We start from the raw sequence: 23,714 nt of genomic DNA on the forward strand, positions 1-23,714 counted from the left end.
CCGGACTTCACTTTTATTCGCGAGCCGCGCTCTAAGCGGCGTCGTGCCGCTTCTCGGTCTTGCGTCGTCCGAAAGCGAGACGCGGCGGCCGACCGAGCCGGTCGCACTGATCCGCGAGATGCAACACGCTTTCGACATGCACGTTGCGCGTCTCCGTGCGGACGCCATGGGCGCGGAGTTTGGCGAAGGCGCGCGATAGCGTCTCCTGCTTGACGCCGAGACGCGCCGCGATCAGGCGCTTGTCATAGGGCAGGCGGAAGCGGCACCGGTCTTCGCCCGGCGGGCAGAGACCGAGTAGGAAACTGGCAAGGCGCTGATCGGCGTTCTGGCTCTTGAGCGACTCGATCTCGCCGAGGAGACGCGCGATGCTCTCCTTGGAGTTTTGCATCACCGCGGCGCAGAGCGACGGCGACTCCTTGACGAGCCGAGCGAACAGCGCCGCCGGCAGCTTGAGCACGCGGGTCGCGCCTACCGCCTTGGCGGAGAGCATGTGACTCTCATCGGCGTCGGTCGGGGCCTCGCCGATGATTTCGCCGTCCGAGCAAATGCCAATGAGCGTTTGGCGTCCCGAAGACGAAATGCGCAGCAGCTTCACATAGCCGCTCAAGACGAATGCGAGGTCCGTGACGACAGCGCCTTGATGGAAAAGCACATCGTCGTCCTGGAGGGACTCGATCCTGGCTTCCGCCGACAGACGCGACAATGTCGCTTCGTCGACCCCGGCGAAGAGCGGCGCGCTGCGCAGCTCCCCCGGGCCCGCCGGCTGCGGCGCGCATGGACCCGCGCGGCTCTTTTGCGAGACGCTGTCATAGCTTCGCACGGCGGGGCCGGTGTCGACTGTCAAGCTCGCGCCTCCTCCGAAGCGCGCGGAATTACGCGCGTCATCCAAGGATGACGACGCATGAAGCGGAGGCGCCGCCGCTCCCTCCCGCGCATAATTCTCTTAATGCCGCCAAGGGGAAGGCTAACGCGAACCGTCAACCCGCGAAAGGCGACGCACGCGGGACAAACCGTCGCACGCGTCAGCGTCGTTGGTCGCCACGCTCCAGCAGAAACACAGCCTGTTCGCCGAAGAGATTCCAAACCCACCACGGCGCGCTGAAGCGGATCGGCGCGCCGGCGCGATCAAAGGCGACGCCGCGCTCGATGTGCGCGCCGAGTTCGTCGACGATCTCGACGAAGTCACGGACGGTGCAAAGATGAATGTTCGGCGTGTCATGCCAATGATAGTCAAGTCGCCCGGTGACCGGCATGCGGCCGCCAAAGGCGAGCTGCGCGCGCACGCGCCAATAGCCGAAATTGGGAAATGAGATGATGGCGCGCCGACCGATGCGCAGCATATTGGCGAGCGCCGCGCGCGGGCGCCTTGTCGCCTGCAGCGTCTGGGAAAGAATCACATAGTCGAATCCGTCGTCCGGATAATCGGAGAGGTCGGTGTCGGCGTCGCCTTGAATGACGGAGAGTCCTTTCGCCACGCATTCGTTGACGCCGCGCTGCGAGAGTTCGACGCCCCGGCCGTCGACGCCCTTCTTCTGCGCCAGGAGCTGCAGCAACGCGCCGTCGCCGCAGCCGACGTCGAGAACGCGCGCGCCGGGCGCGACCATCTCGGCGATGACGGCGAGATCGAGACGCGATTGCTCGAGCGGCTGCGCGGGCCGCTCAGGCGCGTCGGCCGCAGGCGTGTAGTTCATTTCGAGGTTCCGTCAGGCGCGAGCCCGCGCGCGTTTGCGGCTGAATCGAGAAAGCCGCGCGTCGTCGCGATGAACATCGGCTCGTGCAGCAGGAATGCGTCGTGCCCCTTGTCGGATTCGATTTCGACGAAGGACACCGAGGCGCCCCCGGCGTTGAGCGCGTGAACGATGGCGCGCGAGTCCGAGGTGGGATAGAGCCAGTCCGACGTGAAGGAGACGACGCAAAAGCGCGTCTTCGTGTCCTTGAAGGCCATGGCCAGCGAACCGCCATAGTCGGCGGCAAGATCAAAATAGTCGCAGGCGCGGGTGACGAAGAGATAGGAATTGGCGTCGAAGCGCTCGACGAAGGCGAGGCCCTGGTAGCGCAGATAGTTCTCGACCTGAAAATCCGCGTCGAAGGAGAAGGTCGGCGCGCTGCGGTCTTGCAGCTTGCGGCCGAACTTACGCTGCAGCGCCGCTTCCGAGAGATAGGTGATGTGCGCCGACATGCGCGCCACCGCGAGCCCCTTCTCCGGCCGCACGCCCTGCTCCTGATAGCGGCCCGAGCGCCAGTCCGGATCGGCCATCACCGCCTGTCGGCCGACTTCGTGGAAGGCGATATTCTGCGCCGAATGTTTGGCGGCGGTGGCGATCGGCATGGCCGAGAAGACCCGCTCCGGATAGCTCGCCGCCCATTGCAGCACCTGCATGCCGCCCATCGAGCCGCCGGCGACGCAAAACAGCGTCTCGATGCCAAGATGATCGATGAGCATCGCCTGCGCGCGCACCATGTCGCGGATGGTGACGACGGGGAAATCGACGCCATAGGGCTTGCCGGTCGTCGGATTGATCGACGCCGGGCCGGTCGTGCCCATGCAGCCGCCGACGACATTCGAGCAGATCAGGAAATAGCGATCCGTGTCGAAAGGCTTGCCGGGTCCGACCATCGCCTCCCACCAGCCGGGCTTGCCGGTGACGGGATTTACGCCCGCGGCATATTGGTCGCCGGTGAGCGCATGGCACAGCAGAATGGCGTTGCTGCGGGCGGCGTTGAGCGTTCCACGGGTCTCGTAAGCGATGGCGAGCGGCGCAATGCGGCCGCCGCCGTCCGTCAGAAGCGGTCGGTCGGGCTGAAAGACGACGGTTTTCGGCGTGAAGCCCTCGCTGCAGGCCGGCCGCGCTTCTGACAATACGGACAAGCGATCATCCTAGCGTTCGATATGCCGAACAATTCGTTCGGCAACATCGATGGGGCCGGCGGAGGTGTCAAGCGCCGCGCGGCGGCGCACAAGGCTTCGAATCCAGATTATCGAGACGTCATCTCCCGCGTCATGGCCGCGCTTGTCGCGGCCATCCACGCGATGACGCGTCCAAATGTGACAACATGAGCCGAACATGCCAGCTCCGCGCGGTGCATTTCGCGATGTCCCGGCGGGGATGCTCGGCGCAAGGCCGGCGTCTCTCTTCTTGTTTTGTCCGGCATATTTCCGTACAATACCATAAGAAGGGAAAGTCCTCTCGTAGAGAGAAAGATGTGATGTCTCAAGAAACCGCACGCACGGCCCGCATCGAAGCGTGTCTCGCGCCCGATGTGCTTGCGCTTGTTAAGCGGGCCGCAGAAATTCAGGGGCGCAGCGTCAGCGAATTTGTCGTGAGCGCCGCGCAGGAAGCCGCCCACCGCGCCATTGAGGACACGGAAATCATCCGCCTCTCGGTCGCCGGTCAAAAAGCTTTCGCCGACGCGATCCTGAAACCGCCCGCGCCGTCGGAAGGGTTGAAGCGCGCCTTCGCCAGTCACCGCCGCCTCGTTCGCGAGGTTCGTTGACGGCGTTTGTAACCGCCAGCCTGAGCCGCGATCACGACCGCAACGGCTTTCACTCCGGCGTCGAGGCGCTTGACCGCTATCTTCGGGAATTCGCTTTTCAAGACATCAAGCGGCGCGTCGCCGGCTGCTTCGTCGCCCTCGATGACGCCGGTGAAATCGCCGGATTCTACACGCTCGCGGCGACGAGCGTGCCGCTCAATCTGTTGCCGCCGGCGGCGGCGAAAAAGCTGCCCCGCTATCCCGTGCTGCCGGCCATGCTGATCGGCCGGCTCGCCGTCGCGACGAAACGCCAGGGACAGGGGCTTGGCCGCGCCCTCATCGCCGACGCCATCATTCGCACGGAAAGCTTTCGCATCGGCGCTTATGCGCTGATCGTGGACGCCAAAGACGAACGCGCGAGCGCCTTTTATGCAGCGAACGGCTTCGCCTCAATTCCCGATGAAGCCCGGCGGATGTTTCTGCCGATGGCGACCGCGCTGCAGCTTCTCGAGAACGAGCGGCGCGGGTGATCCGCTGTCTTGCAGAAGCTCCGCCTTTTGCAGGAACCGTGAAAGGGTCGGGTTCGGTCTTATATGAAGCGCGTCCTCGACTGATCCTGCCATTCGTTCCACAGCGTTATCGCCGCATTGATAAATTTTGTTCCTTTAGCCCTCGGCCAGCAAACAGAGTCATTGTCCCGTAAGAGGTAATAGCGCTCATTTGCACATACGAACTGCGTTCGATCCGCGTTTTCATAGAGCCAGCTCAATATCCCCAATGTTGTATCACTGAATCCGCTTATAAATTTTTCGTTGGGAACATTATACAAAAGGCCTTCGATGAAATACGAAGGCGCATCTCCCTTTTCTAGGAGTCCTATCTCCGTCGCTTTTGAGCGAATATTTTTGAAAATCCTAACTGCAGGCTTGAACCGATTGCCGGTAGCTTGATGTTTCGCAGTGAGGTTATTCGAGTGATAATTTGGAAAGTTATTAATGCGCCTTCCGTCGGTTGTGAAAAACGATATTCCTTCATAGAAGGATTGGCTGATTGCATTTTTGAACTCGATATATCGCCGATGCTCAAAAGCGGCCACAACGTCCGCACTACGTCGGTTTCCGGCGGCAGCAATCTTGAACGCCTTATTAGCTACCTGAACCGAAGATCCAAATGCGGCTACCAGCGCAGCCTGAACATCGGCTTTGAAAGTTGCATACGCGTAGGTTGCCGAAACCCGATTCGCATTGAACGCTCCCTTATGCTCAAGGCTCAAGTGATCGAGGTCGTAGTAGAAAGCGTCTGCGCAACAGATCACAATATCGACGTCACTCTCCGAATAAATGTTGGTGTCGTTCCCATACGATCCTTGCAAGAACACCTTGTACGATCGTCCGGAATATCCTGCATCAGGGCTTTCCAATGCGCGCTTGATAGTCGCGTAGGTATCTTTGGAGGTGGTCACCGCCCCCAGATGCGACCAGCGTTCAAGTTGGAATTCTGGAATGGTCATCGGCTAATTGCTTCTGTCTAGAGGAGGAACTCTCTAAGCTGTTGCTCTCTGCTTGCGAAAGACTCTCTGCCCCGCTGCCGCAGAATGTTCAGCTTAATAAGGTCGTGTTCGAATAAATCCGTTGCCATATCAGGCTGCTCGTAAGTATCATTTATCCTGATCGTAGGAATATCCTTAAACAATATTGCTCGCAGCTGATCCATTGATTGGGTGTTTATCTCAAGAGTCTTTTGCAACAACTGCACACTAACAAGATATTTTTTTGCCAGCTTCATCAAGAAACTTGGCTTCGGCTCTGGGTATACGCCAACGCCGATACTCACCGCTCGGACGTCGGCGTGTGGAACTTTCATCGCAATGATCGCGTCTGCCAAGGCATATAAAGTGGGATTGTTAGCACAATAGCCGCCGTCGATTAATTCGACATAATCTCCGGCTTCCGTCGCGACTACCTTGCGCTCAAAAAACGGATATGCCGAACAAGACGCTTGAACGGCGTCGCCTATTTTACAACCAAAACCAGGGGCGAATGTCCCAACGCGCCCGTGGGCCTGCGCTCTGCTGGCTTTGAAAATCATAGGACGCTCGATTATCCACTTTGTCGTAACAATTCCAACGCCGGTTTTCACCGCATCGAATTTTTTGTCGCAGAAAACCACGTCTGCTAGTTCCGCAAGTGCTTTTGATTTCGCGGTCCGGCTTTTCGCCTTCATAATAGTGGGAACGTGCTGCTTATAAAGATCGTGAATCTCATCAACCTTGTAGCCAAGCGCGATGAGTGCAGCGATTATGGCTCCCGTGCTAGTTCCAAAAACCAAGTCAAAACACTCGCAGAGCGGGCGATCTACCATTCCTTCGATTTCTTTGAGTACGCCTAAGGTGTAGAAGCCTTTAGCGCCGCCGCCGTCGAGGCTCAGAATACGGCACAGTTTCTTTTCTTGCTGCAAATGACCGTCGTCCGCGGTGGTGTTGTTCATATCAATCTCGAAATCGTGCTTTGTGAAACATTGAACCGGCGCGCCAAGTCTGCCTGCGTCGCGGTGTCGTCTGCAAGGCTTCCTCGCGCTGGTGTGGCGTGAGGGCGGGCGGCCCCATCTGAATGCCTCCCTCCTTGGCGCGCCCGCGCCTTCGCTCGTTCGCGCGCGGATGAGGTCGCGCTCGATTCGGCGATGCCGCCCAAGAAGATTAGCAGCGAGCGCCCGTGCGCGGTATAGCCGCCCTCGTCAATCAAAAAGCGTGCGCGGCGGCTCGCCCGGCGGGGGGGCGCTCATCGTCTCCACCGCGGCGGCGAGCTGCGCGAGATCTTCGGGGCGGGACAGCCGATGATCGCCGTCGGCGATAAAGGTCAGCGTCACCGGATCGGCGTTCAGATGCTCGACGATCGTCAGCGCATGCCGCCAGGGCACGGCGTCATCGCGCATGCCCTGCAGAATATGCACGCGCGCATGGGCGCGCATGAGACCGCCGAGCAGCAGATGATGGCGCCCCTCTTCGATCAGCCTTCGCGTGACCGGCCCGTGATCCGGCTCCTTGGCGGGCAGAACGCCTTTTTCCAAGAGTTCGCGGCGCGTCGCTTCATCGAAGCCTTCCCACATCAGCGCCTCGGTGAAGTCCACCGCCGGCGCGAGCAGAATCAGTCCGGCGAGCCTTGCGCTCTCGCCTTTTTCGGCGAGCCGGCGCGCCAGAAGCAGCGCGATCCAGCCGCCCATCGAGCTGCCGATGAGGATCTGCGGCCCTTGCGTCGAGCGCTCGAAAACGGCGAGGCTCTGCTCCAGCCAATCGCCGATGCAGCCCTCCTCGAAACGTCCCGCCGAGCGGCCGTGGCCCGAATAATCGAAGCGCAGAAAGGCGCGCCCGCGCGCCTTTGCCCATTCGTCGAGAAAGCTCGCCTTGGTTCCGTCCATATCGGAGGCGAAGCCTCCAAGCCAGACGAGGCCCGGCGCGTTTCCGCCCTCGGCCGTCGCGGCGCGCCGTCGCCGGGCGATGCGCCAGACGCCGCCCGCCGGATTGGGAATGTCGAGGAAGTCGAGCGTGTCCGACAAGCAGGTTCACTTGAGATGGAAGAGGCGACGCGATTGAAAATAGGCGGTTCGCTCACAGTTGGTAAAGGATCTCGCAACAGAATGCCGCAGCCGGACAATTCTGTCCGGGGCGCGCGTTAGCCCAGCGATGTCGCAACAAACCGCCACGATCGCCGCCCCCGGCCAGCGACTCGCCGGACGAACGATCCTGCAGATCGTGCCTGATCTCCAGTCGGGCGGGGCGGAGCGCGCGACGGTGGACGTGGCCGAGGCGTTAAGCCGGGTCGGCGCCCGCTGTCTTGTGGCGTCGCGCGGCGGCCGCATGGTCAGCGAGTTGCAGTCGAAAGGCGGCGTCTGGGCGCCGTTTCCGGCGGCGACGAAAAATCCCTTCGCGATGGCGCTGAATTCGGTGCGGCTGGCGCGAATCATCCGCGACGAAGGCGTCGACATCGTGCATGCGCGCTCGCGCGCGCCCGCCTGGGTCGCCTATTATGCGACGCGTCAGACCGGCGCAAAGCTGGTCACGACCTATCACAGCGCCTATAGCGGCGCGTCGGCGATCAAGCAGCGCTACAACGCCATCATGTCGGCGGGCGACGCGGTGATCGCCATTTCCGAATTCGCCGCCCAGCGCATTCGGGAATTGCATCCGGAAAGCGCGGAGCGGATTGTGGTCATCCCGCGCGGCGCGGATCTGCGCGCCTTCTCGCCCGCCGCCGTCGACCGGCGCCGCGTCGAGCGCCTGCGCGCGGCGTGGGGCGTCGCGGCGCATGATCGCGTCGTGCTGCTGCCGTCGCGGCTTTCCGCGCGCAAAGGCCATTCGGTTCTGGTCGAGGCGACCAAGCGGCTGATCAAGCAAGGGGTCTGCGATCTGCGCGTCATTTTCGTCGGCGACCCGCACAGCGATTCCACGCGCCGCGCCCTCGAAACGCAGATCGAGCACGCCGGCCTGAGCGACGTCGTTCGCAATGCCGGCTACTGCGAGGACATGCCCGCCGCCTATATGGCCGCGGCCGTCATTGTCGCGCCGGCGACGGAGCCGGAGGCGTTCGGGCGGATCGCCGTCGAAGCGCAGGCGATGGGGGCGCCGGTGATCATCTCCGATATCGGCGCCGCGCCGGAGATCGTCCTGGCGCCGCCGCAGACCCCGCGCCATCTTGCGACAGGCTGGCGGACGCCGCCCGGCGATCCGGTCGCGTTGGCGGACGCCATCGCCGAGGCGCTGAGCCTGCAGGCCTCGGCGCATGACGACCTGGCGCTGCGGGCGCGCCGAAACGCGCAGGAGCGCTTCTCGGTCGAGGAGATGCAGCGCGCCACGCTGCAGGTCTATGAGCGTCTGCTGGGGCTTTAGATCACGCTGCATTTTGGCGAAATCGCCAAAATGCAAATAGCGGCCTTGGCCTTGAATTTAGCCTCCAAGCGATCGAACGCCGCCTTCGCGGGCTTGGCGCGTCCGGCGTCAGCGTCGGCGATGCCCCTCGCAATGGAGGCGTCCAGGGCGGCAAGACGGGCCTCGCGCTCCTGAATGAGCCGAACCCCCTCGCGCGAGACCTCGCTCTTTGAGTTGTAGCGGCCCGACGCCACCAGCTCGGTGACGAAGGCCTCGAGCTGGCTTCCCAAGTCTGGGCTGATGGCCATGACACGATCCTCCTTGTGGTTAACATGTCACGGACCAATAACTATTATCAACCGTCACCGCGGGCGCGAGACACCCGCCGAATCGGATAGACTCCCGTCGTCATCGGACGATCTCGCGCGCAGCGCTATGGTCGCGCCAGTCGGGCTCCCCCTAAGCTCGCCTGGCGGCGCGACTCTTGCTCTTTTCATCGCCGATCGCCGCGTGACCCATTTATCCTTCGGGACCAGCGCGCGAACGACGAGGCGGCATGACAGGCTCTTTGCATCTTGAATCCTATCGCGAGGCGCTGGTCTTTCTCGCCACGGCGGGGGTCGTCGTCCCGCTGTTTCATCGCATCAAGGTTTCGCCGGTGCTGGGCTTTCTCTTTGCCGGCGTCGTGCTTGGGCCGTTCGGTCTCGGCCGCTTGGCGGGCGATCATGAATGGGCACGCAATTTCACCATCACCAATGTCGAGGGCGTCTCCAATCTCGCCGAATTCGGGCTGGTCTTCCTGCTGTTCATGATCGGTCTCGAACTGTCCTGGGAGCGACTCGCCCGCATGCGGCGGCTTGTCTTCGGACTGGGTCTCGCGCAGGTCGTGGTGTGCGCAAGCGTGCTCGCGGCTGTGGGCTTCTATTATTTCCGCGTCGAACTCGGCCCCTCGATGTTGATGGGCATCGCCCTCGCCATGTCCTCGACGGCGGTTGTGCTGCCGGTGCTCGCCGAGGCGCGGCGCTTAAACAAGACCTCCGGACGCGTCGCGTTTTCGGTGCTGTTGTTTCAGGACCTTGCCGTTGCGCCGGCGCTTTTTCTGGTTTCCGCGCTCGCCGAAGCCAAGAACGGCGGCTTCACCGGCGAACAGGCGGCGTGGGCGTTTGGGCGCGCCTTCCTCGCCATGGGCGCGCTGATCTTCATTGGACGGCTGCTGCTGCGTCCCCTGTTTCGCATGGTCGCCGCCGTGCAGCTGACCGAACTGTTCATGGCGGCCTGCCTTCTCGTGGTCATCGGCGAGGCGGCGCTTTCGGCGGCCGCCGGATTCTCCATGGGCCTTGGCGCCTTTATCGCCGGGCTGCTGCTGGCGGAGACGGAGTTCAGGCGCGAGGTCGAGGTGACGATCGAGCCGTTCAAGGGCCTGTTGCTCGGGCTCTTCTTCGTTTCGGTCGGCGCCGGTCTCGATATGGGAGCCGTCGCCGCGGATCCCGTTCCGATCTTCATATACGCCGCCGGGCTGATCGCGGTTAAGGGCGCGATCATCTTCGTTCTCGCGCGGCTCTTTGGCGTCGAATGGCGCCCCTCAGCCGAGGCGTCGCTGCTGCTTGCGCCTGGCGGCGAATTCGCCTTCGCGCTGCTGACCTCGGCGATGGCCGTCGGCGTGCTGCCGGGTCACTATGGCGCCGACGCGATGATCGTCGTCACGATCAGCATTTTCGCCATTCCCCTTCTTGGCCGGATTGGCGCGGCTCTGGTCCCGCCGGCGACGGAAGGCGAAGACGAGCTGCTTTATGCGGATCTCGCGCCGGCGGCCGAAGTCGCCGAGGACCGCGTCGTGGTCGTCGGGTATGGCAGAATCGGCAGCCTTGTCGGCGAAATGCTGAAGCGCCACGACATCCCGTTCGTCGCCGTCGAAAACGTCGTGTCGCTGGTGACCGCGGGGCGCGAGGACGGCGTCGAAATCTATTGGGGCAATGCGACGCGGCGCGAGTTCCTGATGCGTTGCGGCGTGGCGCAGGCCCGCGCGCTCGTCGTGACGATCGAGAATGTTCACGCGGCCGGCGAGATCGTCCGTCTGGCGCATGAAATCCGCGGCGATCTCACCATCGTCGCGCGGGCGCGCGACGCCGACCACGCCACCGAACTCTACAAGCTCGGCGCGACCGACGCGATTCCCGAAACGGTCGAAGCCAGCCTGCAGCTCGCCGAAACCGTGCTCGTCGATATCGGCGTGCCGATGGGCTTCGTCATCGCTTCGATCCACGAAAAACGCGACGAGTTTCGCAAGCTGCTGCAGCCGTCCGACGACAAGACGCGCGCGCGGCATGCGGAGCGCAATCGAAAGATCCGGCGCGAGCATACGCGCCGGCGCATATCGGGACGCGCCGCGGAAGAAAGCGGGGAGGAGGCGTAGCGCCCCCTACAGCCTCCACAGTCCGAGCGCGATCGTCGCCAGTGTCAGCGGCGCGCCGACCTTAAAATAGGTCCAGAAGCCGATCGTGACGCCAAGCGCGCGCGCCCGCTCGACGACGATGAGATTGGCGATCGAGCCGACAAGCGTGAAATTGCCGGCGAGCGTCGAGGCCATCGCCACGATCAGCCAGGCGCGCCTCGGATCGCTCAGTCCGACGATGAACGGCTTCAGCGCGAGGACCGCCGGCACATTGCTGACGATGTTGGACAGCACGGCGGAGACGAGCGCGAGCGTCGATGCGTCATCGAGTTTGAGCCGCCCGACGTCCGCGATCTCTCCTTGCGTCAGCACCACCTTGTCGAAGGCGCCGACGACGATGAAGAGTCCGGCGAACATCAGAAGCAGCGGCCAGTCGATTTCGCTGTAGATTTTCTTCGAGCCGATGCGCCGCGTGAGCAGCAGCAGCCCGCCGGCGATGATCGCCGCTTTGGCGGGCGGAACGCCGGCGAAAAAGAAACCGATCATCGCCGCGGTGATCAGCAGCGCTTTCGAGGCGAGCGCCGCATGAAAAGGGCGCGGCGCCGCGACGATCGGCGTCAGCTTCTCGCGCGAAAAAAATTCGCGCGGAAAGGCGATCGCCACCAAAAGGATCGTCAGCGCGACGCCGGCGAGGGCGATCGGCCAGAGCGCCTCAGCGAAGTCGCCGTAGGAAATGCCCGAGGCGGCGGCGATGATCATATTTTGCGGATTGCCGGTGATCGTCGCGACGCTGCCGACATTGGAGGCGAGCGGGATCGCCAGCACATAGGGCGTCGGATCGCGCTTGAGCCGCCGCGCCAGATCGACGACCAGCGGCGGCATGACGAGACAGATCGCGTCATTGACGAGAAAAGCCGAAAACAGCCCCGTCGCCGCCGCGACCGCCGCGAGCAGAAAAATCGGGCGACGCGCGACGTCCGCGAGCCAATCGGCGGCGCGGCGGAAGAAGCCTGAAAGGCGCAGATTGGCGACGACGATCATCATGCCGAGCAGCAGGGTGATGGCGTCGAAATCAATGGACCGGTAGGCCTCGTCGAGGCTCAAGGCGCCGACGCCGATCATCAGGCTCGCGCCGAGCAGCGCGCCGCCGGCGCGGTCGAGCCGATAGTAGGGCAGCTTGCCGATCGCGAGCACGAGATAGGTCGCCGCGAAGATCGCTGCGACGGCCGCCGTCTGCGGCGTCGGCGTCGGCAGGCGGCTCACGAGCGACAGAAATTCGCCGAGTCCGAGGATCGCGACAGCGGCCAAGGCCACGCTCCCCGCGACGATGATGGCGACGAGAATCCCAAGCCAGAGTGTGAGGAAAGGGCGGCGCGGGCGATTTGGCGCGGGCTCGGGCGAGGAGAGCATGGAACCGGAAGTTAGCGCGGCGAATCAAAAGATCGCACAGGGAGTGGAGGTTATGGCGCTTGGCTCCGTTCGCGCCAAGCCGAAGCGCGGATTTCCTATTGTGCGGCATAGTTAATAGATATATTCCTACCGACTAGGAAATTCTTCCGAACGCGGCCAGCCATGTCCGACATTCTCACCCATGCTCAGATCTGGGCGGCGATCGACGCGCTCGGCGAGCGATATGGCATGACGCCGTCGGGCCTGGCGCGCAAAGCCGGCCTCGATCCCACGACCTTCAATCGCTCCAAGCGCGAAACGACGAGCGGGCGCCAGCGCTGGCCTTCGACCGAATCGATCGCCAAAGTGTTGCAGGCGACCGGCGCCGGGCTCGAGGAATTCATGTCGCTGGTGATGGCGAACAGCGCCGCCGGCCGCTGGCGTCATACCCGGCCGCTGATCGGTCTCGCCCAGGCCGGAGTCGGCGGCTTTTTCGACGATGCCGGCTTCGCCACCGGCGCCGGCTGGGACGAAATCGACGTCTTGGCCGAGGCCGACGAACATTCCTACGCGCTCGAGATTTCAGGCGACTCCATGGCGCCGCTGTATCGCGACGGCGATGTGGTGATCGTCTCGCCGGCGGCGCCGGTGCGGCGCGGCGACCGGGTGGTGGTCAAGACCACCGCGGGCGAGATCATGGCCAAGGAGCTGAAGCGCGAGACGGCGCGAACCATCGAACTGCGTTCGGTCAATCCGGCCTATCCCGACCGCACGATTCCGCGCGACGAGGTCAGCTGGATGGCCCGCATTCTTTGGGCGAGCCAATGATACGAATTTTGGCCGATCTGCTTGGCTGTCATTCCCGACGCGCGCAACGCGCGCGATCGGGAATCCAGTGCAAAACCACCATTTCCGCATAGGCCCTGGATTCCCGGTCAGGCCTTCGGCCTGCCGGGAATGACAAGGGTCCAAGCGAAAGGTTCAGCCGGAATCCAATGACGTGTGACGCTTAGCCGCCGACCGACGCATCTAGCCTCGCGCCCATGCAGCTGTGGTATAAGCTTCAACCTCTTGCGCCGCTTCCATCCGGGTGAAATCCGCCATGCGTCTTTCTTCGATCGTCTCTCTTGTCGCGCTTCTTGTCGGCGGCCCGGCTTTTGCCGAGGCAGGCCTGAGGGACCGGGCGAAGGAATTGTTCGAGCCGATTCCCACGGCGCCGCCGGCGATTCCTGGAGAGACGGCGACGCCGGAAAAACTCGCGCTCGGCAAGATGCTGTTCTTCGAGCCGCGACTTTCCGGAAGCGGCGATGTCAGCTGCGCCGACTGTCACAATCTGAGCATGGGCGGCGTCGACGGCGGCGCGCTCTCGGGCGGGCACAACGCGCAGCTCGCCGGCCGCGAAGTCCTCACGGTGTTGAACGCCATTTTCAACAAGGCCCAATATTGGGACGGGCGCGCCGCCAATCTTTCGGACCAGGTGGTTAATTCGGTGATGGCCAATCCCAAGGCGATGTTGAAGACGCGCGGGGGGCCGATGCCGATCAATCCGACGGAGCACGCAATCGCCAAACAGCGCGCCGTCGAGCAATTCAAGAAAATCCCAGGTTACGTGGCGGCCTTCAAACAGGCCTTTCCCGAACAGAGCGATCCCGTCGCCTATGACAATATCGGCCGGGCCATTGCGTTGTTTGAAGCGACGCTGATCACGCCGGACGCGCCGTTCGACCGCTGGCTCAAAGGCGACGATCAGGCGCTGTCCGACGCGCAGAAGGACGGGTTGAAGCTCTTCATCGATAAGGGCTGCGTCACCTGCCACAACGGCGTCAATGTCGGCGGCGGCATGTATGCGCGTTTCGGCGTCGTCAAGCAGCCGACCGCGGAATTTCTGCCGCCGGACGATTGGGGCCGCTTCGCGGTCACCAAGGCGGTCGCCGACAAATACGCCTTCAAGGTGCCCTCGCTGCGCAATGTCGAACTGACGGCGCCCTATTTCCACACCGGCGCGACCTTCGATCTGAAGAAGGCCGTGGCGGTGATGGGCGAAAGCCAGCTCGGCGTCGAACTCAGCGCCGACGAGACCGACAAGATCGTCGCCTTCCTGGATTCGCTGACCGGGCGCCAGCCTGAGGTCGTGCTGCCGATTCTGCCGCCGCACACCGCGCCGCCGGCGCTCTGATATCGCGTCTATCGAACAGTTCGAATGTCATTCCCGACGCGCGCATAGCGCGCGACCGGGAATCCAGAAAGAATAATCTTTGGTGACGTTGCTCTGGATTCCCGGTCAGGCCTACGGCCTGCCGGGAATGACGCGGCCCAAGCGAACGCGCGATTCCGTCATCAACGATCCACTGCTAAATCGTCGCCGTTTTCTTCTCCCAACGCAGCACCGGCTTTCTCGCCGCGAGCGCTTCATCGACGCGCCTACGCGGGGCCAATCGCGGCGCGGGGGTAAAGCGCGCCACCTCGCCGGCTTTGGCGCTGCGCGCGAGATCGCGCAGCGTCGCGATGAAGAGATCGAGCGAGGCTTTCGATTCCGATTCCGTCGGCTCGATGAGCATGGCGCCGTGGACGACGAGCGGGAAATAAATCGTCATCGGATGATAGCCTTCGTCGATCATCGCCTTGGCGAAATCGAGCGTCGTCACGCCGGTGCCGCGCAGCCAGGCGTCGTCGAACAGAACTTCATGCATGCAGATGCGATCGCCGAACGGCTGAGTCATCACGTCACGTAGCGACGCGCGGACATAGTTCGCCGACAGCACGGCGTCTTTCGAGGCCTGGGCGACCCCGTCGGCGCCATGCGCAAGCATATAGGCGAGCGCCCGCACGAACATGCCCATCTGGCCGTGGAAGGCGGTCAGGCGCCCGAAGCTCTGCGTGCCCTCAGCCGCTTCGACAAGCTCCAGCGCATCGCCGTTGCGTCGAATGAAGGGGACCGGCGCGAAAGGCGCGAGACGTTCTGAGAGAACGACCGGGCCTGCGCCAGGTCCGCCGCCGCCATGCGGCGTCGAGAAGGTCTTGTGCAAATTGATGTGCATGGCGTCGATGCCGAAGTCGCCGGGCCGCGCGACGCCGGCGATCGCGTTGAAATTCGCGCCGTCGCAATAGAAATAGCCGCCGGCCTCGTGCATCGCGTCGGCGATGTCGACGATCTCGCGCTCGAACAGCCCGCAAGTGTTGGGGTTGGTCAGCATGATCGCGGCGACGTCGGGAGCGAGCGCCTCTTTGACAGCCTCGGCGCGCACGGTTCCATCCGCCGCCGCCGGAACGACGCGAACCGAAAAGCCGAGCAGCGCCGCCGTCGCCGGATTGGTGCCGTGCGCCGACTGCGGAATGAGAACGACATTGCGCGTCGCGCTTTCGCCTCTGGCGGCGATCGCAGACTTGATCGCCATCATGCCGCAGAGTTCGCCATGCGCGCCGGCCTTCGGCGACATCGCCACCGCCTGCATATTGGTGAGCGTCATCAGCCAGTCGGCGAGAATCTGCATCAACTCCAGCGCGCCCTGCGCCGTCGATTGCGGCTGCAGCGGATGCAGATCGGCGAAGCCCTCATAGCGCGCGATCTTCTCATTGCTGCGCGGATTATGCTTCATCGTGCAGGAGCCGAGCGGATAGAGCCCCGCGTCGATCGAATAATTCTTGCGCGACAGACGCACATAATGGCGCATCGTCTCCGGTTCGGTGAGGCCCGGAAGACCGATGGGCGCATTGCGCTCCAGCGCGCCGAGCCGCGTCGCGATCGGCGCAGGATGGTCGATGTCGACGCCGGTCGCGTCGAGCCGGCCGATCTCGAAGATCAGCGGCTCTTCCTGATCGAGCCCGCGATTGCCGGTGAAGGTCGCGGGCGTTTTGTCGTCATCGAGCGGTTCGATGACTGCGGGTCTGTCGAGCATCAGAGCGACTCCTTAAGCGCCGCGACGAACGCGTCGCGATCTTCTTGCGTATTCACTTCGGTGGTGGCGACGAGGACAAGATCGTCAAGCCCCGCGCGCGGCAGGAGCCGCGAGACGGGAACGCCGGCGAGCACGCCGCGCGCCGCCATTCTCTCAACAAGCGCGGCGGCGTCGCCTTCGATGCGAAGCGTAAACTCGTTGAAGAAGGTCTCGTTGAGCACTTCGACGTTTGGAACTTCCTTGAGCATTTGCGCCAGCAAGACCGCATTGGCGTGATTGACGCGCGCGAGCCGCGTCAATCCTGCTTCGCCAAGCAGGGTCAGATGAATGGTGAAGGCGAGCGCGCACAGGCCCGAGTTGGTGCAGATGTTCGAGGTCGCCTTGTCGCGGCGGATATGCTGCTCACGGGTCGACAGCGTCAGCACATAGGAGCGCCTGCCGTCGGCGTCGACGCTTTCGCCGGCGAGGCGGCCGGGCATCTGCCGCAGGAATTCATGTCGCGTCGCGAAGAGACCAACATAAGGTCCGCCGAAATTGAGCGAATTGCCGATCGACTGGCCTTCGCCGACGACAATGTCGGCGCCCATCGCGCCAGGAGATTTTAGGAGACCAAGCGACACGGCTTCGGTGAAGACGGCGATGAGAAGCGCGCCGTTCTTGTGGCAAGCTTCCGCGATCTCCGTCAGATCGCGCAGATTGCCGAAGACGTCGGGCGTCTGCACGACGACGCAAGAAAGCGTGTCGTCGATGCGCGCGATGAGATCTTCGGCGGCGCGAATGTCGGGCGCCATTGTCTCGACTTCGTCTTCGGCGAGGCGCGAGATGGTGCGCACGACTTCGGCGTAATGCGGATGCAGGCCGCCGGAGAGCAGCGCCTTGCGTCGCTTCGTCACGCGATGCGCCATGAGCACGGCTTCGGCGGTCGCCGTTGAGCCGTCGTACATCGAGGCGTTGGCGACCTCCATACCTGTGAGCAGAGCGACCTGGGTTTGGAATTCAAAAAGATATTGCAGCGTGCCCTGCGAGATCTCCGGCTGATAAGGCGTGTAGCTCGTCAAGAATTCCGATCGTTGAATGAGATGATCGACGCTTGCAGGAATGTGATGCTTGTAAGCGCCGGCGCCGACGAAGAACGGCGCGCGCGATGCAGGCATATTGCGGGCGGCAAGCCTTGCGAAGAAACGCTCGACGTCGAGCTCCGACTTGCCGGACGGCAGGTCGAGCGGCGTCTTTAGCAGAGTCGCGGGCGGCGCATCGGCGTAGAGCGCTTCGATCGACGACACGCCGATCGTCGCGAGCATCGCGTTTCTGTCGGCCTCCGACAGCGGATGATAGCGCATCGTTCTTTTCCTTGCGCTTAGAGCGCTTCCCGATCACATGGAATCATGTGATCGAGAAGGAATCGCTCAAAACCAAAATGCTGGAGCAGGTTCTCATCGAAAAAGTCTGTCAACTTTTTCGGAACCTGCTCTAGATCGTTTTCAGGAAGCTCGAATAGGCGGCGTCGTCCATCAGCGATGCGCATTCGCCAGGATCGCTGACTCTCACCTTGATGAGCCAACCGCGTCCAAGCGGATCGTCGTTGACGAGCGCCGGCGCTTCGCCAAGCTCGGGATTGACTTCGACGACTTCGCCGCTCACAGGCGAATAGACTTCGCTCGCGGCTTTTACGCTCTCGATGACCGCGATCTCTTTGCCCTTCGCGACCTTCTTGCCGACTTCAGGCAGTTCGATGAAGACGATGTCGCCGAGCTGCGACTGCGCATAGTCCGATATGCCCAGCGTCGCGAGATCGCCATCGAGCGCGACATATTCATGATCCTTCGAGTAACGAAGATCGGTCATCTCGCATCCTTTCCAGCCGGCGTTTTGAAATAGCGGTGCGGGACGAAAGGCAGAGCCGCCACTGTGACGTCGACGCGTTTGTCGCGCAGCGGCGCCGAAAGCGTCGCGCCGAGGTTTGCGTGATTGCTGGCGACATAGCCCATCGCGATCGGGCGTTGCAGCGTCGGCGAAAAGCCGCCCGACGTCACATGGCCAACAGCTTCGCCGTCGCGCGCCGAGAGCTCCGCGCCTTCGCGCAGCGGCGCCTTTGATTGCGGCTCGAGCCCGACGCGCCTGCGGGCGGGACCCTGCTCAAGCGCGAGCCGAATGCGCTCGAAGCCGGGGAACCCGCCTTCGACGCGCCGGCGTTTGCCGATCGACCAGCCGAGTCCGGCTTCGACGGGATCTGTGGTTTCGTCGAGGTCGTGGCCATAGAGGGGCAGGCCCGCCTCCAGCCGCAAGGCGTCGCGCGCGCCAAGGCCCGCCGGCGCGACGTCCTCATGCGACAGCAACAGGCGCGCAAGGTCTTCGGCATGCTCGGCGCGCAGCGACAGCTCAAATCCGTCTTCGCCCGTATAGCCGCTGCGCGACACGAAGAGCGGCGCGCCGCCGAAGTCGAAGGCGCGCCAGCCCATGAAAGGAAGGTCCTCGGCGCCGGGGAGGAGTGCGCCGAGGACCGAGGACGCGCGCGGGCCCTGAAGGGCGAGCAACGCGCGGTCCAATGGATTGAAGTCGAACTGCGGCAACGCGGCGCTGATAAGCGCGAAATCGGCCTGCTTGCGCGAGGCGTTGACCACAAGCAGCAGCCGCTCCTCGACGCCTGGCAGACGGGTGACGAGAAGATCGTCGAGGATGCCGCCGCTCTCATTGAGCAGCTGCGTGTAACGCGTGCGTTCCGGCGAAAGCGACGCCAAATCCGCCGGCGTTAGACTTTCAAGCGCCCGTGCGGCGCGCGCGCCGGCGAGGATGGCTTGACCCATATGCGAAACATCGAACAGACTCGCGCTGCGTCGCGTATGGAGCGTTTCGGCGACGATGCCCTGCTCATATTGCAGCGGCATCTCGTAGCCGGCGAAAGGCGCCATGCGCGCGCCAAGCCGTCGATGCACGGCGTCGAGCGGGAGTTTGGCCAGCGCGGGAGGCGCGGTCGCGACGTCGAGTTCGGTCACCATCAACTCCGCCAGGACATGGTTGGCGCAGCAAAGCTAAAACTTCGCTACGCGCCCCCTCTGTCCGGTGACCTGAGAGATTTCCCTGCGCTAAAAGCGACAGGTTACGCCCTTCGGTGGGCGAAACGCTTGCGCGCGTCGCCGCTTTCCAGAGTTTCTACTTCGTCGCGGTCCTTTGGGCCTGAGCGTTTCCGGGGCGGTTTCGCCTTCGGCGCCGGCGCGAGCGCCGGTCTCTCCCGCGATGAAGTTCGACCTGCAACCAAAATGTGGTCGATTCGCGCGATCGTCAATCCCGGCGCTGCGGGTTTTTTTCGCAATGCGGCAGCGCGTGGTCCGATCGGAAGCGCCGCTGCTCAGTGGCGCTTGGGCGCCCGCATGCGATAGACGCCGTCGTCATCGCGCTCGAAGGTCTCGTCGACCTGTGGATGGCGCACCGGCCTGTTGCTGTTGTCGGGCAGCAGATTTTGCTCCGACACATAGGCGACATATTCGGTTTCGGCGTTCTCGGCGAAGAGGTGATAGAAAGGCTGATCCTTGTTCGGACGCAGCTCTTCCGGAATTGAAAGCCACCACTCTTCAGTGTTGGCGAACACCGGATCAACGTCATAGATCACGCCGCGGAACGGATAGCGGCGATGCTTGACCACCTGTCCAATAGAAAATTTCGCGGAGTTTTCTCGCGGCATTCCAAGGCGCCTTTAACACGCTGTTTACTTGCCTTTTAGTAACGCAGCCGGGGCGCAGCCGTCAATCGGACGTCGCGCCACAGCCAAATCCTCTCAAAATCCGTAGAGCGTGGCGAGGTCGGCGTCTTTGGCGGCGACCTGTTTGGCGAGGTCAACGACGACCTTGCACTGCTTCCAGGTGGCGTCGTCCTGCATTCGGCCGTCGATCATCACCGCGCCGGTGCCGTCCGGCATGGCGTCAAGCACCCGCTTGGCGAAGGCGACTTCTTGCGGATCGGGCGAAAAGACCTTCTTGGCGATGGCGATTTGCGACGGATGCAGCGACCAGGCGCCGGCGCAGCCGAGCAAAAAGGCGTTGCGGAATTGCGCCTCGCAGGCGGGGGCGTCGGAGAAATCGCCGAAGGGGCCATAGAAGGCCTTGATGCCGGCGGACGCGCAGGCGTCGACCATCTTGGCGATGGTGTAATGCCAGAGGTCCTGCTGGAACGATGCGCGCAGGCCCTGGCCGGGCTCGGCGTCGGCGATCACCTTATAATCCGGATGGCCGCCGCCGACGCGGGTGGTCTTCATGGCGCGAGAGGCGGCGAGATCGGCCGGTCCAAGCGAAATGCCATGCATGCGCGGCGAAGCCGACGCGATGGCGTCGACATTCTTGACGCCTTCCGCCGTCTCCAGAATGGCGTGAATAAGGATCGGCTTCGTCACGCTATGCCGCGCTTCGAGCTGCGCCAGAAGCTGGTCGAGATAGGCGATGTCCCAGGGTCCCTCGACCTTGGGCAGCATGACGACGTCGAGCTTGCGCCCGACCGCGCCGACGATCTCGATCATGTCGTCGAGCGCCCAGGGGCTGTTCAGCGCGTTCATGCGCGTCCACAGGCCAGTCGAGCCGAAGTCGGTCGCCTTGGCCATTTCAATAAAGCCGGCGCGGGCGGCTTCTTTGGCGTCGGCGGGAATCGCGTCTTCGAGATTGCCGAGCACAACGTCGACCTGTTTGACGAGCTCGGGAACTTTGGCGCGGAATTTTTCAAGATGCGGCGGGACGAAATGAATCATCCGCTCGACCTTGACGGGCGGTTCGCGCAGCGGCGCCGGGGCGCCGATGGCGAGCGGACGGTAGAATTGATTGGGGAGTTTCATCTCGACGCGGCTCCAACAAAAGTTGCGACGAGTTAAGCGAGATGCGTCGGCTTGGCAATGGCGCGCGCTGTCACGTCCGCGAGGCGCTCAGCCGGCGACGGCGTCCCACAGAAGCTTCGCATTCAGCGCGATGATGACGGCGGCGATGAGCGCCGCAAGCGCGGTGGTGCGTTTGGGCGCGACGAGTTCTCCCATGACGCTGCGCTGCGCCGTGAAGGCTATGAGCGGCACGACGGCGAAGGGCAGCGTCACGCTCAGCGCCACTTGGCTCAGGACGAGCAGCTGCGCCGTCGCCGACTCGCCCGCGTAAAGCGTCACCCCGATCGCCGGCGCGATCGCGATGCAGCGGGTGATGAGCCGACGCGTCGCCGGCTTCATCCGCAGCCGCACAAATCCCTCCATGACGATCTGGCCGGTGAGGGTGGCGGTCACGGTCGAATTGAGCCCGCAGGCGATGAGCGCGACGGCGAAAAGCGTCGCAGCGACCGGCTGCCCGAGCAAAGGCGCGATGAGCCTATAGGCCTCGCCAAGCTCCGCGACTTCCGTATGGCCGGTCGCGTGGAAGACCGCGGCGGCGAGAACGAGGATGGCGCCGTTGACGAACAGCGCGAGAAACAGCGCCAGCGTGCTGTCGATCACCGCGAAGCGAATCGCCTCGCGTTTCTTATCGAGCGGCTCGGCGACGGCGCGGGTTTGCACGACAAAAGAGTGCAGGAAGAGATTATGCGGCATGACCGTCGCGCCGAGGATGCCCAGGCCGATGTAGAGCATCTCTGGATCGGTGAAAAAGCGCTGCGTCGGCACGAGTCCTTGCGCGATCTGCGCCAGATCGGGGCGCGCCATGATGAGTTGCGCCAGGAAGGAAAAGGCGATGAGCGCAAGCATCGCGACGACGAAAAGCTCGATCTTGCGAAAGCCGGCCCGCTCCAGAGCAAGGACCAGAAAGGTGTCGAGCACCGTAATGAGGATGCCGACGGCGAGCGGCAGGCCGAACAGCAACTGCAGGCCGATGGCGGTGCCGATCACTTCGGCGAGATCCGTGGCGAAAATGCCGATTTCCGCCAAGATCCAGAGCCCGACCGCGGCCGGGAAGGGATAATGCCGCCGGCAGGCCTGCGCCAAATCCAGCTCCGCGCCGACGCCGAGCCGCGCCGCAAGGGATTGCAGGACGATCGCCATTAAGCTCGACAGCACGGCGACGAAAAGCAACGCCGTACCGAATTTCGAGCCGCCGGCGAGCGCCGTCGCCCAGTTGCCGGGGTCCATATAGCCGGTGGCGACGAGATAGCCCGGACCCAGAAACACGAAGAGCCGCCGGAGAAATCTGCCGCCTTCGGGCACATGCACGGAGCGGCGCATATCGCCGCGTTGCGGAATGGGCGCGTTGGCGGTCGTCGCTGGCGTCACATTTGTCTCCACGAGGCGCCGGCGGCGGCCGGACACAGGATCTACTTGGCAAGGGCCGCTGCTTGGCAAGGCCCGGGAAGGGCCGCTTCTCGGCAAGAAGTTTTCGCCTTAAGGCTTCCCTTTGTCACCAATGTAAATCGTAACGGGAGAATTTCATCTGCGGGCGAAGCGCAGTCGCCGCAGCCGCGCCTTGTCGCGCGCCGTTCGAGCAGGCATGCTCGCAAGCTGAGCCGTCGCGATTCAGAATCAGCCGATGTGCTTGTCATGCGACGAGAGATTGCGACACACAGTCAGAACAGCGGGGGCTGGTAATGTTCTCATTGACGATCCCGATAAGCTCGGAAGGCGGACACACGAGCTTTCATAATAATGTGCCCGACCCCGTGACCTCGGGCGCCGAGCTGCCGACGTTCAAGTTCGAGCTTGAAAAATCTCAAGGACGCGTCGACGGCGCCAGCTATGGCAAGGAAGCGACCGTCGCTCAGCTGCCGATCTCCAAGGATATCGCCGGCGTTTCAATGCGCATGGAGCAGGGCGTCATGCGCGAGCTTCACTGGCACGCGACAGCCGCCGAGTGGGGCTTCGTCACTGAGGGACGTGTGCGCACCACCGTCATCGATCCGGCGGGCTGCTCGGAGACCAATGATTTCGAGGCGGGCGATCTTTGGTATTTTCCGCGCGGCCATGGCCATGTCATCGAGACGCTGGGAAAAGACCTGTGTCATTTCATCCTCGTCTTCGACAACGGCTATTTCTCCGAATTCGGCACCTTCAGTATCAGCGACTGGCTCGGCCATGCGCCCAAGGAGCTGCTCGCCAAGAATTTCGGCGTCCCAGCGTCGACCTTCGACAGTTTCCCCAAGCAGGAAGTCTATTTCGCCAGGGGCAATAATCCGCCGGAGATCCCCTCGCGACCGTTGCAGGGATGGAAGCCGCCGCCGCTGACCCACAAATACAGCCTTCTGTCGCAGAAGCCCTTCGAGACGTTCCCCGGCGGAATCGAGTGGCGCGTCGACGGATCGCAATTCCCGATTTCCACGACGATGACCGGCGTCGTTCTGGAAATGGAGCCCGGCGCGCTTCGCGAATTGCATTGGCACCCCAATGCTTCCGAATGGCAATATGTGCTGAGCGGACAGCTTTGCGTCACGCTGTTTGGGTCAAAGGGCCGCTGGCGCCAGGAGACGTTCTCGAAAGGCGACGTCGGCTATATTCCCCAGGGCATGGGTCATTCGCTGGAAAATGTCGGGACCGATACGGTGCGCGTGCTCATCGTCTTCAACAACGCGCATTATCAGACGATCGATCTGTCACAATGGATCGCCGGCAATCCGACCGACATTCTCGCGACGAATTTCGGGCAGGATCCGTCGGTCTTCGAGAAATTCCCGCGCAGGGACGTCTTCATGACGAAGTGAGTAATTACGAAATCCGGTTGATCCATTTGCGGGGCCTGTCATTCCCGGCAGGCCGAAGGCC

At 63.1% G+C, this 23,714-nt stretch carries 22 protein-coding genes and 1 riboswitch; of the genes, 7 read left to right on the forward strand and 15 right to left on the reverse strand.

The genetic code is table 11. The annotated features are described in order from the left end of the window. Positions 1-31 precede the first annotated feature (31 nt). From ACPS74_RS10650 to metX, 3 genes are all read right to left on the reverse strand, one after another. On the reverse strand, positions 32-844 hold the full coding sequence (locus tag ACPS74_RS10650; protein ID WP_239753667.1) for a Crp/Fnr family transcriptional regulator: 813 nt from the start codon (positions 842-844) through the stop codon (positions 32-34). 178 nt (positions 845-1,022) lie between these two features. Continuing rightward, positions 1,023-1,691: a methionine biosynthesis protein MetW gene (metW, locus tag ACPS74_RS10655; protein WP_029652153.1), complete on the reverse strand. Its 669-nt coding sequence runs from the start codon at positions 1,689-1,691 to the stop codon at positions 1,023-1,025. Continuing rightward, positions 1,688-2,860, reverse strand: a complete 1,173-nt coding sequence (gene metX, locus ACPS74_RS10660) for a homoserine O-acetyltransferase MetX (RefSeq protein ID WP_370646335.1) — start codon at positions 2,858-2,860, stop codon at positions 1,688-1,690. Before metX ends, metW begins: the two co-directional genes overlap by 4 nt. Before the next feature lie 347 nt (positions 2,861-3,207). On the opposite strand from metX, the gene ACPS74_RS10665 reads away from it, so the two are divergent. Together ACPS74_RS10665 and ACPS74_RS10670 are read left to right on the forward strand one after the other, a co-directional pair. Beyond that, positions 3,208-3,495: a DUF1778 domain-containing protein gene (locus ACPS74_RS10665; protein WP_029652151.1), complete on the forward strand. Its 288-nt coding sequence runs from the start codon at positions 3,208-3,210 to the stop codon at positions 3,493-3,495. Beyond that, the gene (locus ACPS74_RS10670) at positions 3,492-4,004 is read left to right on the forward strand and encodes a GNAT family N-acetyltransferase (RefSeq protein WP_083481433.1); all 513 of its coding nucleotides are present in this window, start codon (positions 3,492-3,494) and stop codon (positions 4,002-4,004) included. The genes ACPS74_RS10665 and ACPS74_RS10670 overlap by 4 nt, the downstream gene beginning before the upstream one ends. A 59-nt stretch (positions 4,005-4,063) precedes the next feature. Here the strand turns inward: ACPS74_RS10670 and ACPS74_RS10675 are convergent, their stop codons facing one another. From ACPS74_RS10675 to ACPS74_RS10685, 3 genes are all read right to left on the reverse strand, one after another. Next, a complete protein-coding gene (locus ACPS74_RS10675; RefSeq protein WP_029652149.1) occupies positions 4,064-4,984 on the reverse strand; it encodes a nucleotidyltransferase domain-containing protein in 921 nt (306 codons plus the stop codon). Positions 4,985-5,001: 17 nt separating this feature from the next. Next, positions 5,002-5,961 (reverse strand): patatin-like phospholipase family protein, encoded by a 960-nt coding sequence (locus ACPS74_RS10680; RefSeq protein ID WP_029652148.1) that lies wholly within the window; start codon positions 5,959-5,961, stop codon positions 5,002-5,004. Positions 5,962-6,207: 246 nt separating this feature from the next. After that, positions 6,208-7,026, reverse strand: a complete 819-nt coding sequence (locus ACPS74_RS10685; RefSeq protein ID WP_029652147.1) for an alpha/beta hydrolase — start codon at positions 7,024-7,026, stop codon at positions 6,208-6,210. 127 nt (positions 7,027-7,153) lie between these two features. Here ACPS74_RS10685 and ACPS74_RS10690 point away from each other — a divergent pair, with 127 nt between their 5' ends. Beyond that, positions 7,154-8,356 (forward strand): glycosyltransferase family 4 protein, encoded by a 1,203-nt coding sequence (locus ACPS74_RS10690; protein ID WP_029652146.1) that lies wholly within the window; start codon positions 7,154-7,156, stop codon positions 8,354-8,356. Here the strand turns inward: ACPS74_RS10690 and ACPS74_RS10695 are convergent. Further along, the gene (locus ACPS74_RS10695; RefSeq protein WP_051381869.1) at positions 8,353-8,643 is read right to left on the reverse strand and encodes a type II toxin-antitoxin system ParD family antitoxin; all 291 of its coding nucleotides are present in this window, start codon (positions 8,641-8,643) and stop codon (positions 8,353-8,355) included. The genes ACPS74_RS10690 and ACPS74_RS10695 overlap by 4 nt on opposite strands. 248 nt (positions 8,644-8,891) lie before the next feature. Between ACPS74_RS10695 and ACPS74_RS10700 the strand changes: the two genes are divergently transcribed. Then, a complete protein-coding gene (locus ACPS74_RS10700; protein WP_029652144.1) occupies positions 8,892-10,748 on the forward strand; it encodes a cation:proton antiporter in 1,857 nt (618 codons plus the stop codon). Between the two features lie 6 nt (positions 10,749-10,754). Here ACPS74_RS10700 and ACPS74_RS10705 read toward each other — a convergent pair whose 3' ends face one another. After that, complete coding sequence (locus ACPS74_RS10705; protein WP_029652143.1) at positions 10,755-12,137, reverse strand: anion transporter; 1,383 nt, start codon at positions 12,135-12,137, stop codon at positions 10,755-10,757. A gap of 162 nt (positions 12,138-12,299) precedes the next feature. On the opposite strand from ACPS74_RS10705, the gene ACPS74_RS10710 reads away from it, so the two are divergent. Then, positions 12,300-12,944, forward strand: coding sequence for a S24 family peptidase (locus ACPS74_RS10710; protein ID WP_029652142.1), 645 nt, complete (start codon positions 12,300-12,302; stop codon positions 12,942-12,944). A 274-nt stretch (positions 12,945-13,218) separates the two neighbouring features. Then, positions 13,219-14,292 (forward strand): cytochrome-c peroxidase, encoded by a 1,074-nt coding sequence (locus ACPS74_RS10715; RefSeq protein ID WP_029652141.1) that lies wholly within the window; start codon positions 13,219-13,221, stop codon positions 14,290-14,292. 175 nt (positions 14,293-14,467) lie between these two features. Here ACPS74_RS10715 and gcvPB read toward each other — a convergent pair whose 3' ends face one another. From gcvPB to ACPS74_RS10750, 7 genes are all read right to left on the reverse strand, one after another. After that, a complete protein-coding gene (gene gcvPB / locus ACPS74_RS10720; RefSeq protein WP_029652140.1) occupies positions 14,468-16,012 on the reverse strand; it encodes an aminomethyl-transferring glycine dehydrogenase subunit GcvPB in 1,545 nt (514 codons plus the stop codon). Continuing rightward, the gene (gcvPA, locus tag ACPS74_RS10725) at positions 16,012-17,352 is read right to left on the reverse strand and encodes an aminomethyl-transferring glycine dehydrogenase subunit GcvPA (protein ID WP_029652139.1); all 1,341 of its coding nucleotides are present in this window, start codon (positions 17,350-17,352) and stop codon (positions 16,012-16,014) included. Before gcvPA ends, gcvPB begins: the two co-directional genes overlap by 1 nt. A gap of 130 nt (positions 17,353-17,482) precedes the next feature. After that, positions 17,483-17,857 carry a glycine cleavage system protein GcvH gene (gcvH, locus tag ACPS74_RS10730; RefSeq protein ID WP_014891518.1) on the reverse strand — a complete coding sequence of 125 codons (375 nt, stop codon included), beginning with the start codon at positions 17,855-17,857 and terminating at the stop codon, positions 17,483-17,485. Then, entirely contained in the window at positions 17,854-19,008 is a 1,155-nt protein-coding gene (gcvT, locus tag ACPS74_RS10735; RefSeq protein WP_029649162.1) for a glycine cleavage system aminomethyltransferase GcvT, read from the reverse strand. The genes gcvH and gcvT overlap by 4 nt, the downstream gene beginning before the upstream one ends. A gap of 155 nt (positions 19,009-19,163) precedes the next feature. Next, positions 19,164-19,254: riboswitch (glycine riboswitch) on the reverse strand. A gap of 104 nt (positions 19,255-19,358) precedes the next feature. Further along, positions 19,359-19,691, reverse strand: a complete 333-nt coding sequence (gene hspQ / locus ACPS74_RS10740; protein ID WP_018406534.1) for a heat shock protein HspQ — start codon at positions 19,689-19,691, stop codon at positions 19,359-19,361. A 93-nt stretch (positions 19,692-19,784) separates the two neighbouring features. Beyond that, the gene (locus ACPS74_RS10745; RefSeq protein ID WP_029649161.1) at positions 19,785-20,828 is read right to left on the reverse strand and encodes an HpcH/HpaI aldolase/citrate lyase family protein; all 1,044 of its coding nucleotides are present in this window, start codon (positions 20,826-20,828) and stop codon (positions 19,785-19,787) included. 87 nt (positions 20,829-20,915) lie between these two features. Next, complete coding sequence (locus ACPS74_RS10750) at positions 20,916-22,187, reverse strand: Nramp family divalent metal transporter (RefSeq protein WP_244471406.1); 1,272 nt, start codon at positions 22,185-22,187, stop codon at positions 20,916-20,918. Between the two features lie 359 nt (positions 22,188-22,546). Here ACPS74_RS10750 and ACPS74_RS10755 point away from each other — a divergent pair, with 359 nt between their 5' ends. Then, a complete protein-coding gene (locus ACPS74_RS10755; protein WP_051381722.1) occupies positions 22,547-23,653 on the forward strand; it encodes a cupin domain-containing protein in 1,107 nt (368 codons plus the stop codon). The last annotated feature ends 61 nt before the right edge of the window (positions 23,654-23,714 follow it).

The organism is Methylocystis sp. SB2, assembly GCF_049817085.1.
Lineage (GTDB): Bacteria > Pseudomonadota > Alphaproteobacteria > Rhizobiales > Beijerinckiaceae > Methylocystis > Methylocystis rosea.

Excerpts from the sequence above, each read along its gene's own strand:
- ACPS74_RS10710 (WP_029652142.1), top strand. The coding sequence starts at position 12,300 with ATGTCCGACATTCTCACCCATGCTCAGATCTGGGCGGCGATCGACGCG.
- gcvPA (WP_029652139.1), bottom strand. The coding sequence starts at position 17,352 with ATGCGCTATCATCCGCTGTCGGAGGCCGACAGAAACGCGATGCTCGCG.
- ACPS74_RS10690 (WP_029652146.1), top strand. The coding sequence starts at position 7,154 with ATGTCGCAACAAACCGCCACGATCGCCGCCCCCGGCCAGCGACTCGCC.
- ACPS74_RS10665 (WP_029652151.1), top strand. The coding sequence starts at position 3,208 with ATGTCTCAAGAAACCGCACGCACGGCCCGCATCGAAGCGTGTCTCGCG.
- ACPS74_RS10750 (WP_244471406.1), bottom strand. The coding sequence starts at position 22,187 with ATGCGCCGCTCCGTGCATGTGCCCGAAGGCGGCAGATTTCTCCGGCGG.
- metW (WP_029652153.1), bottom strand. The coding sequence starts at position 1,691 with ATGAACTACACGCCTGCGGCCGACGCGCCTGAGCGGCCCGCGCAGCCG.
- ACPS74_RS10715 (WP_029652141.1), top strand. The coding sequence starts at position 13,219 with ATGCGTCTTTCTTCGATCGTCTCTCTTGTCGCGCTTCTTGTCGGCGGC.
- gcvPB (WP_029652140.1), bottom strand. The coding sequence starts at position 16,012 with ATGCTCGACAGACCCGCAGTCATCGAACCGCTCGATGACGACAAAACG.
- ACPS74_RS10700 (WP_029652144.1), top strand. The coding sequence starts at position 8,892 with ATGACAGGCTCTTTGCATCTTGAATCCTATCGCGAGGCGCTGGTCTTT.
- ACPS74_RS10675 (WP_029652149.1), bottom strand. The coding sequence starts at position 4,984 with ATGACCATTCCAGAATTCCAACTTGAACGCTGGTCGCATCTGGGGGCG.
- ACPS74_RS10745 (WP_029649161.1), bottom strand. The coding sequence starts at position 20,828 with ATGAAACTCCCCAATCAATTCTACCGTCCGCTCGCCATCGGCGCCCCG.
- ACPS74_RS10680 (WP_029652148.1), bottom strand. The coding sequence starts at position 5,961 with ATGAACAACACCACCGCGGACGACGGTCATTTGCAGCAAGAAAAGAAA.
- ACPS74_RS10695 (WP_051381869.1), bottom strand. The coding sequence starts at position 8,643 with ATGGCCATCAGCCCAGACTTGGGAAGCCAGCTCGAGGCCTTCGTCACC.
- gcvH (WP_014891518.1), bottom strand. The coding sequence starts at position 17,857 with ATGACCGATCTTCGTTACTCGAAGGATCATGAATATGTCGCGCTCGAT.
- hspQ (WP_018406534.1), bottom strand. The coding sequence starts at position 19,691 with ATGCCGCGAGAAAACTCCGCGAAATTTTCTATTGGACAGGTGGTCAAG.
- ACPS74_RS10755 (WP_051381722.1), top strand. The coding sequence starts at position 22,547 with ATGTTCTCATTGACGATCCCGATAAGCTCGGAAGGCGGACACACGAGC.
- gcvT (WP_029649162.1), bottom strand. The coding sequence starts at position 19,008 with ATGGTGACCGAACTCGACGTCGCGACCGCGCCTCCCGCGCTGGCCAAA.
- ACPS74_RS10705 (WP_029652143.1), bottom strand. The coding sequence starts at position 12,137 with ATGCTCTCCTCGCCCGAGCCCGCGCCAAATCGCCCGCGCCGCCCTTTC.